This window comes from Mesorhizobium sp. M2A.F.Ca.ET.039.01.1.1 (genome assembly GCF_003998035.1).
Lineage (GTDB): Bacteria > Pseudomonadota > Alphaproteobacteria > Rhizobiales > Rhizobiaceae > Mesorhizobium.
On record NZ_RZRY01000271.1, the window covers coordinates 1 to 7938 of the forward strand.

Genomic DNA, 7938 nt, shown 5'->3' on the forward strand with positions numbered 1-7938 from the left:
GACCGCTACGGCGTCGAGATCGAGACCGCCATCAGAAGCCGGGCCGCGGCCGCCGACGCCATCGCCCGCCAGGCCGGCCGCAACGTGTCGCTGATCGTCATGGGCGTATCGCGGCGGCAGGGCGAGGAACTCATCTTCGGCGAGACGACGACGGCCGTCCTGCGGCGCGGCCCGTGTCCGGTGGTGCTGATCTCCGACGAGCGGGTGCAACGCGACGAGAGTGAGCGCGAGGCCGTGCGCACGGGGGCGGGGACCGGGTGAAGGGAGAGCCCTCGCTTCAAAGTCGGCCTGGATCGGTTATCTTGCTGCGCAAGGAGGCGTTGATGAGCTTCAGCACAAAACCTCTCGACATGGCCACCTGGCCGGATTTTGCCGCGCTGGTCGAGCGGCACAATGGCGTTTGGTGCGGCTGCTGGTGCATGGCGTTCCACGCCAAGGGTTCGGGCGCGGTGGGCAATCGCGAGGCAAAGGAGGCGCGGGTGCGCGAAGGCAGCACGCATGCCGCGCTCGTCTTCGATGGTTCGGCTTGTGTCGGCTGGTGCCAGTTCGGGCCGACCGGCGAACTGCCGCGCATCAAGCACCGGCGCGCATACGAGGATGGGCAGGCGGTGTTGCCCGACTGGCGCATCACCTGCTTCTTCTCCGACAAGGCCTTTCGCGGCAAGGGCGTGGCCGCGGCAGCCCTTGCCGGCGCACTGGCCGAGATCGGTCGTCTCGGCGGTGGCACGGTGGAAAGCTATCCTGAGGACGCACAAGGGCGCACCGTCGCCGGCGCCTTCCTGCACAACGGCACGCTGGCGATGTTCGAGCGCCAAGGTTTCAGCCGCAATCGCCAGATCGGTAAGCACCGCTGGGTGGTTGAGAAGAGAGTGGCGGCGCGGGGTTGAAGCATATATATGATTATTTGCTAATATATACTGGGAAGGAACGATCAGAACGGGAGAACGACGATGGCCGCCTATCTGATTGCCGATGTCGATATCACCGACATGGCCATGTTCGACGAGTACAGACGCGAAGTCCCGGCGACCGAGGCCCGCTATGGCGGGCACTATCTGGCGCGGGGCGGTGCGACGCGGGTGCTTGAAGGCGACTGGGAGCCGCACCGTCTGGTCATTATCGAGTTTCCCGACATGGCCGCGATCACCGCGTGGTACGACTCGCCGGAGTATGAGAGGCTGAAGCAAATCCGTTTCCGCTGCGCCCACACACGCATCATCGCCCTCGAAGGAGTGGCTCCTGCCTGACGGTCCAAGGCTGACGGCTGCGGTTCACTTGCCTTCGAAGAACCTGTGGATCGCTTCGTCCAGCTGCTCGATGAGTTCGGCGTTGCGGGTGCTGCCGGCCCAGATCAGCGCGTTGAGCCGCATGTCCTTGTTGAGGAAGTTCACCTTCCTGGTCTCGAGCAGATACTGCGCAACCGCGAAGTGCCGCCCCTTGATGGCTTCGATGAGGGCGCTGTTTCGCCCTGTCTTGTCGGCCGCATTGACGTCCGCGCCATGCTCGACCAGCAGCGTGACGGCATCGAGATGCCCGTTCCGTGCCGCTTCGATCAACGCCGTGCGGCCATAATAGTCGGCGCGCGCGTCGATATCGATCTGAGGGTGTCGCACCAGCGCCTGGATGCAGTCGTAGTGACCCTTGGCCGCGGCCAGGCTCAAAGGCGTGCTCTTCCATTTGTTCCTGGAATTGACGTCGATCGCCGGCCGCGCGATCAAGGCTTCGAGCACTGCCATGCGGGCATTGTGGGCGGCAAGATGCAGCGCAGACCAGCCGCCTTCGTCGGTCTGGTTGATGTCCGCCCCCGCCGCGAGTTCGGCACGTACGGTCTCGGCGTCGCCTTTCTCGGCTGCGACCAGCAGGTCGGACCAATTTCTGGCGTCTTCGGCTTCCAAGCTTGCCGTCACTGCAATGTTCCCCGGAACATGGTTCGTACCGGCAGCAGGCCGGCAGTTATCAGTTTGCGGCTTCCCCGGCTGAAGGTTCCACAGTAACCGGCATCGGGCAAATGGATTTTCGCGCTAGCCAACGCGTGGCTCCGCTCGGCATTGATTTGAGTGGATGCTAATATAACATAGCCCCTTTCCAAAGGAGCTTGGCATTCCGCGAATGGCCGGCCAGGAGTTGCAGTACCGGACAGCGACCCGCGACGACATCGAACGGATTTCGGCGCTGATGGGGCTGGCGATCGCCGAGCTGCAAAAACCCTTCCTCGATGACGCCCAGATCGAATCCAGCCGCGCCATCATGGGCCTCGACACCCAGCTCATCGATGACGGAACCTACTTTGTCGTGACCTGCGCGGGAGCGCTCGCCGGCTGCGGTGGCTGGAGCAGGCGCTCGACCATGTACGGCGGCGACAAGACGCCCGGGCGCAGCGCGGCATTGCTCGATCCCGCCAGGGACGCCGCGCGCGTCAGGGCGATGTACACGCATCCCGATTTCGTGCGGCGCGGCGTTAGCCGCCTCATCCTGTCCCTTTGCGAGGACGCGGCGCGGAAGGAAGGCTTCCGGCGTGTCGAGCTCGGCGCGACTATGGCCGGAGAGCCGCTCTACCGGGCATGCGGCTACCAGCCGGGCAAGAGGATCTTCGACGACACCGGCGGCGCGCCGGTGCCGATCGTGATGATGTGGAAGACGATCTGAGAGGGAGAGCTCGATGGCCGCTTATCTGATTGCAGACGTCGATGTCACTGACATGGCCATGTTCGACGAGTACCGGCGGGAGGTGCCGGCAACCGAGGCTCGCTATGGCGGGCATTATCTCGCGCGCGGCGGCACGACGCGAGTGCTCGAGGGCGACTGGGAGCCGCACCGCCTGGTCATAATCGAGTTTCCCGACATGGCCGCGATCACCGCGTGGTACGACTCACCGGAGTATGAGAGGCTGAAGCAAATCCGTTTCCGCTGCGCCCACACACGCATCATCGCCCTCGAAGGGGTGGCTCCTGCCTGACGGTCCAAGGCCGACGGCTGCGGTTCACTTGCCTTCGAAGAAGCTGTGGATCGCTGCGTCCAGCTGCTCGATGAGTTCGGCGTTGCGGGCGCTGCCGGCCCAGATCAGCGCGTTGAGCCGCATGTCCTTGTTGAGGAAGTTCACCTTCCCGGTATCGAGCAGATACTGCGCAACCGCGAAGTGCCGCCCCTTGATGGCTTCGATGAGGGCGCTGTTTCGCCCTGTCTTGTCGGCCGCATTGACGTCCGCGCCATGCTCGACCAGGAGCGTGACGGCATCGAGATGCCAGTTCCCTGCCGCTTCGATCAACGCCGTGCGGCCATTGTAGTCGGCGCGCGCGTCGATATCGATCTGAGGGTGTCGCACCAGCGCCTGGATGCAGTCGTAGTGACCGCCGTCGGCTTCCAGCCTGCGGCCACTGTGATGCCCTCCGGACCACGGATCGCGCCGGCATGGAGCCGGCCATTCAGATGCGGCGTCTTGGCTCAGAGTTCCACATTCGCCATCGTCCCGCAAATGGATTTCGCGCGATGGGCCGGCCCCGCAGCTTGGGACCGCCGGTCATGCGCTCACGCCATCTGCAGCTTCAGCCGGCTGCGGCGGGAAGGCGATCGCGATGCCCGCGGCGCCGAGCCCGAGCAGAGCCGAGCCGATGGACGGCCAGTGGTAGCTGGCATAGGCGTCGTAGGTCATGCCGTCCTGCGACACGGCTCGAGCCCGATGGTGCTGATCTCCGACAAGCGGGTGAAACGCGACGAGAGCGAGCGCGAGGCCGTGCCAGCGGGCAGGCGGACGTATGGCCGTCGGAGCGGTGTCTTCAGCTTGCCGATCGCCGACGTTTGGTACGGGGCTGCGGGGCCTTTGGGGGAGGACCTTCCTGCGCCAGGGGAGGCGCCTTGACGGCAAGCTCCTGGTTCTCCAGGATCACCACGGCCGGCTCGTCTTCAGCCTCCTCGGCCCCGTCGGGTTTCGCGGCGGCGGTGTTCAGGCGTCCCTGCCATGCGCGCGCCCCCGTCCAGTTCTCGATGGCCAGCCATGTCGACAGGACGAAGCTGATCGTGAGCGCGGCGATGAACCATTTCTGCGAATTGATCAGCGCCGGATCGTACCAGTGCTTGTCGAGAAGTTCCTGCGGCTCGACATAGGTGACATCGGTCGCCATGCCGGCGGCCACGATAGGCAGCGCCCAAAGCGCGGCGACGAAGCCGAATGAGGACCAGCCCAGGAACTGGCTGAACCAGAAGGCGCTTTCGGCGGGATCCTTGTCGGAAAGCGTGCGGGCCCAACGCGCCTGGCCGAGCATCATCGCGAGCATGACGATGATGACGATCGGGCCGATGTTGAGCACGCCGGCGATGCCGAGCTTAGCGCCAAGCACATCGCCGGTCTCTTCGGCGGTTTCGCCTGTCGCCAGCGTGGCGAGCTTGTCGCGCGCTATCGAGCGCGGCAGGAGCGCGATATCCTGCGGTATCTGCACGCCGTCGGACAACAGCCCGAGCTGCTTCTGCGCCCTGACGTAGAAATTGAGCCACAAGGGCGTCACATCCTGCGCCGTCGCCGCCGAACAGCCGATGCTGGCGACGAGGCTGGAGCGCCGCTGTTGCTCCCAGCTTTCCGAGCGGAAGACAAGATCGCAGAGCCCTGTCTTCGGGTCCGGCTCGCCAATCTCGACCGTCAGGTCCTTCGCGGCGATCAGGCCGTTCCAGGCCGGCATGTTTTGCGCGTCGTCCACGAACTTGGCGAATTGCGCGGGATTGAGTGTAAGCACCGTGTAGGACACTGCCGGCCAGTTGGAATTGGCGAGCCCGTTGAGCTCCAGCATCGTCAGGTCCGGGCTGGTCAGACGAATCGAGGTGGTTTGCCCATTTGCGCTGGCGGCAAGCATTTCCGGCACGAATCCCATGGCCTTCAAGGCCTCCGCCTCCGCGGCGGGCGCCTTGGCGAAGGCGGGCGCAAGCTGCGCGCGATAAACCTGCGTTGCGTTGGCCCCGATGTCGCCAATCAACTCGTCATAGAGCCGATTGAGCCGGTTCAGCCCCTCGAGCACGCGCGAATAGCGGAAAGGCGGGTGATAGGACACCGCGGTCGCGATCACCGTCGCGGCGAGCAGCAGCAGCACCCGCGAAAGCGTTTGAAGGCTGTCCAGCGTCTTTGCCATGTGGATGTCTCCGGATGGCGTGACCGGCACGACGTTAGGCCTGGCGGGATGCGGGAGCCAGACCTTCCGGCCGGATCATGCCGGTAACCTTTCGAAAGTCTAAGCGCACTTTTAAGTTGCGCATGTGAACAGCCTCACATGCCGATTGCGCTTTCCCTTCTATGCCGCATTCGGGCTGGCTTGGAGACGCACGAATGACGCTTGGCGATCTGTCCTTCTGTCTGTTCACCCTGTTCAACGGCCTGCGCGTCGTCTCTTACCTGCCGCAGATCCTGCGCGTGGCGCGCGACGAGAACGGCGCTTCGGCGATTTCCTACACGACCTGGCTGCTGTGGACGGGCGCCAACGCCACCACCGGCCTCTATGCCGGCGTCAATCTCGACGACCCGATGCTGGCCGCGATCAACTGGCTGAATGCCGTCTGCTGCGCGCTGGTTATCGTGCTGACGGCCTGGAAGCGGCGGGCGAGGGCGGTCGACACCGTGTCCGCGGATGGTTCCGCTCACACGCCGGTGATGATGGACAATCTGTCGGCCTGAACGCGCCGCCTGGTGAGTGCTCGAGCTTCAGCGGGTATCGGTTGCAGCGGCCGCCCGCTCTTCGGGCGGCCGCGTTCTTACCGGCGTCACGCCATCTGCAGCTTCTGCCGGCTCGGCTGCGGCGGGAAGGCGATGGCGATGCCGGCGGCGCCCAGCCCGATCAGCGCGGAACCGATGAACAGCCAGTGGTAGCTGGCAGTGGCGTCGTAGATCATGCCGCCGGCGAGCGGTCCGAGCGACATGCCGAGGCTGGACAGCAGCGTCGCCGCGCCAAGCACCGTGCCGATGATGCGCAGGCCGAAATATTCGCGCGCCAGCACCGCGTAGAGCGGCATCACGCCACCATAGGTGGCGCCGAAGATGACGGCCAGGAGGTAGAACTGCTCGATCCGGCCGACGGCGAGGTAGGCGGCGATCACCAGCCCCTGGATCGCGAGCCCGGCGACCAGCACCGGTTTCACGCCCAGCCGGTCGCCGAGCACGCCGTAGAGCACGCGTCCGCCAAGGCCGGCCAGGCCCTCGACGCTGTAGATCGACACGGCCGCCATCGGCGCGATACCGCAGGACATGGCATAGCTCACCATGTGGAAGATCGGGCCCGAATGAGCCGCGCAGCAGGCGAAGAAAGTGAGCCCCAGCACGATGAATTGCGGCGAGCGCAGCGCCTGGCCGACGCTCATGCCGGGACCGTCGGCGGCGGGCGCCGACGTGCCGTCGCTTGCCGCGACCGCCGCCGGCGGCTGGCGCACCAGCAAGACGGCGGGCAAAAGCAGCACCCAGGCCATGACGCCGATATCGAACATGGCGGTGCGCCAGTCATAGGCGGTGATCAGCCAACGCGCGAAGGGCGAGATGGTCATCGGCGCCACGCCCATGCCGGCCGAGACCAGCGACACGGCAAGGCTTCGGTTGGTGTCGAACCAGGCTGTGGTGAGCGCGATCATCGGCGCGAAGAAGGCGCTGGCGGCCAGGCCTACGATGATGCCGTAGCTGAGCTGGAAGACGATGAGCGAATTGGCGCGGCTCGCCACCACCAGCGACAGGCCGAGCAGCACGGCGCCCGCAAGCACCACGGGCCGCGCGCCGACCCGGTCATAGATCGCGCCCCAGGCGAAGCCACCGAGGCCCATCACAAGGAAGTTCAAGGTCATGGCGCTGGAAATGCCGGTGCGCGACCAGTTCGTGTCGAGCGACATCGGCTCCAGGAAGATCGCCAGCGAGAACATGGCGCCGAGCGCCACACAGGTCATCAGCGCGCCGGCCGCGACGATGACCCAACGATAGGAATGGTTCATGGTTCTTCTCCATGCCGTAAGGCATCCTGTTTGATGCGGCACGGTTTTTCCAGTCCACCGGGCCGCTTGCGTCCGAAGGACGCCGAAGCGGGAGCCAATCCTACAAATCCGGTTGCATTTTTTATCTGGTTTTTTGCTATCGATTATTGGACTGCTGGAAAGGCCGCGTTCCTTCGCCCCCCTCTGTCCTGCCGGACATCTCCCCCACGACGGGGGAGATTGGCAGTTCCCGTGCTGGCGCTTTTCCCCCGGCGTTGGCGATTGGCGAAAGGCCGCGTGAAGGCTGATCTCCCCCCAAGTGGGGGAGATGCCCGGTAGGGCATAGGGGGGCGCTGTCCCGCCGGCCTCTCGAACTGTCAGCAGTCTTGACCACGCACCGGGCCCTTCTAGATTGAGCCGCAGCAACCAGCAGGAGCCCCCCATGGAACTCTATCGCGGCCGGCTCATCGACCACATCCAGCTCGTGGTGCGCGACCTTGCGGCCAGCCGGCGTTTCTATGGCGCCCTGTTCGAGGTGCTGGGCATCCCGATCGGCGGCGAGGCGCAGGATTATTTCTGGGCCGACGAATTGTTCGTCTCCAGCGCCGACAGCCGCGCCGCGCTCGGCGTGCTCACCGGCCGCCATCATCTGGCTTTCCAGGCGAAGGACCGCGCCATGGTCGATGCCTTCTACCAGGCCGGGCTCGCCGCCGGCGGCAAGGACAATGGCGCGCCGGGCGAGCGCCATTACCATCCCGGCTACTATGCCTGCTTCCTGCTCGACCCCGACGGCAACAACATCGAGGCGGTCTTCCATGGCGAGGCCAGCCGAAGCGCCGCGGCGGTCGAGATCAGTTTCTAGCCGGACATGCTTAAAGCATGTCTCCCGAAAGTGGGAACCGGTTTCGGGATAAAGACATGCGTAAAATCAAAGACCTAAAGCGCATGGAGCGAATCCCAAGGATCGCGACGCGCTTTAGATGGCCGTGTCCCAGCCGGCGAGTTCGAGCC

General features: G+C 65.0%; 12 protein-coding genes. 7 read left to right on the plus strand and 5 right to left on the minus strand.

The window, feature by feature from the left end:
- The 3 genes from EOA24_RS20150 to EOA24_RS20160 all read left to right on the plus strand — a co-directional run.
- A partial coding sequence (locus tag EOA24_RS20150) for a universal stress protein (RefSeq protein WP_133374559.1) occupies positions 1-261 on the plus strand: 261 nt, incomplete at its 5' end.
- Between the two features lie 62 nt (positions 262-323).
- On the plus strand, positions 324-887 hold the full coding sequence (locus EOA24_RS20155) for a GNAT family N-acetyltransferase (protein ID WP_126083348.1): 564 nt from the start codon (positions 324-326) through the stop codon (positions 885-887).
- 63 nt (positions 888-950) lie between these two features.
- On the plus strand, positions 951-1247 hold the full coding sequence (locus EOA24_RS20160) for a DUF1330 domain-containing protein (protein ID WP_126083347.1): 297 nt from the start codon (positions 951-953) through the stop codon (positions 1245-1247).
- A gap of 24 nt (positions 1248-1271) precedes the next feature.
- Here the strand turns inward: EOA24_RS20160 and EOA24_RS20165 are convergent, their stop codons facing one another.
- Positions 1272-1907, minus strand: coding sequence for an ankyrin repeat domain-containing protein (locus EOA24_RS20165; protein ID WP_126083346.1), 636 nt, complete (start codon positions 1905-1907; stop codon positions 1272-1274).
- Between the two features lie 202 nt (positions 1908-2109).
- On the opposite strand from EOA24_RS20165, the gene EOA24_RS20170 reads away from it, so the two are divergent.
- Entirely contained in the window at positions 2110-2646 is a 537-nt protein-coding gene (locus EOA24_RS20170; protein WP_127410006.1) for a GNAT family N-acetyltransferase, read from the plus strand.
- 13 nt (positions 2647-2659) lie between these two features.
- Entirely contained in the window at positions 2660-2956 is a 297-nt protein-coding gene (locus EOA24_RS20175; RefSeq protein WP_126083345.1) for a DUF1330 domain-containing protein, read from the plus strand.
- A gap of 24 nt (positions 2957-2980) precedes the next feature.
- Here EOA24_RS20175 and EOA24_RS20180 read toward each other — a convergent pair whose 3' ends face one another.
- The 3 genes from EOA24_RS20180 to EOA24_RS20185 all read right to left on the minus strand — a co-directional run bounded on the left by EOA24_RS20180 (position 2981) and on the right by EOA24_RS20185 (position 5114).
- Positions 2981-3472: an ankyrin repeat domain-containing protein gene (locus tag EOA24_RS20180; RefSeq protein WP_281059892.1), complete on the minus strand. Its 492-nt coding sequence runs from the start codon at positions 3470-3472 to the stop codon at positions 2981-2983.
- Between the two features lie 45 nt (positions 3473-3517).
- Positions 3518-3649: a hypothetical protein gene (locus tag EOA24_RS43925; RefSeq protein ID WP_281059893.1), complete on the minus strand. Its 132-nt coding sequence runs from the start codon at positions 3647-3649 to the stop codon at positions 3518-3520.
- A 124-nt stretch (positions 3650-3773) separates the two neighbouring features.
- Entirely contained in the window at positions 3774-5114 is a 1341-nt protein-coding gene (locus EOA24_RS20185) for a hypothetical protein (protein ID WP_127258065.1), read from the minus strand.
- A 194-nt stretch (positions 5115-5308) separates the two neighbouring features.
- Here EOA24_RS20185 and EOA24_RS20190 point away from each other — a divergent pair, with 194 nt between their 5' ends.
- Entirely contained in the window at positions 5309-5653 is a 345-nt protein-coding gene (locus tag EOA24_RS20190) for a hypothetical protein (protein ID WP_126083342.1), read from the plus strand.
- Positions 5654-5739: 86 nt separating this feature from the next.
- Here EOA24_RS20190 and EOA24_RS20195 read toward each other — a convergent pair whose 3' ends face one another.
- Positions 5740-6948, minus strand: coding sequence for an MFS transporter (locus tag EOA24_RS20195; RefSeq protein WP_126083341.1), 1209 nt, complete (start codon positions 6946-6948; stop codon positions 5740-5742).
- 421 nt (positions 6949-7369) lie between these two features.
- Between EOA24_RS20195 and EOA24_RS20205 the strand changes: the two genes are divergently transcribed.
- Positions 7370-7789, plus strand: a complete 420-nt coding sequence (locus EOA24_RS20205; RefSeq protein ID WP_126083339.1) for a VOC family protein — start codon at positions 7370-7372, stop codon at positions 7787-7789.
- Positions 7790-7938: the final 149 nt, after the last annotated feature.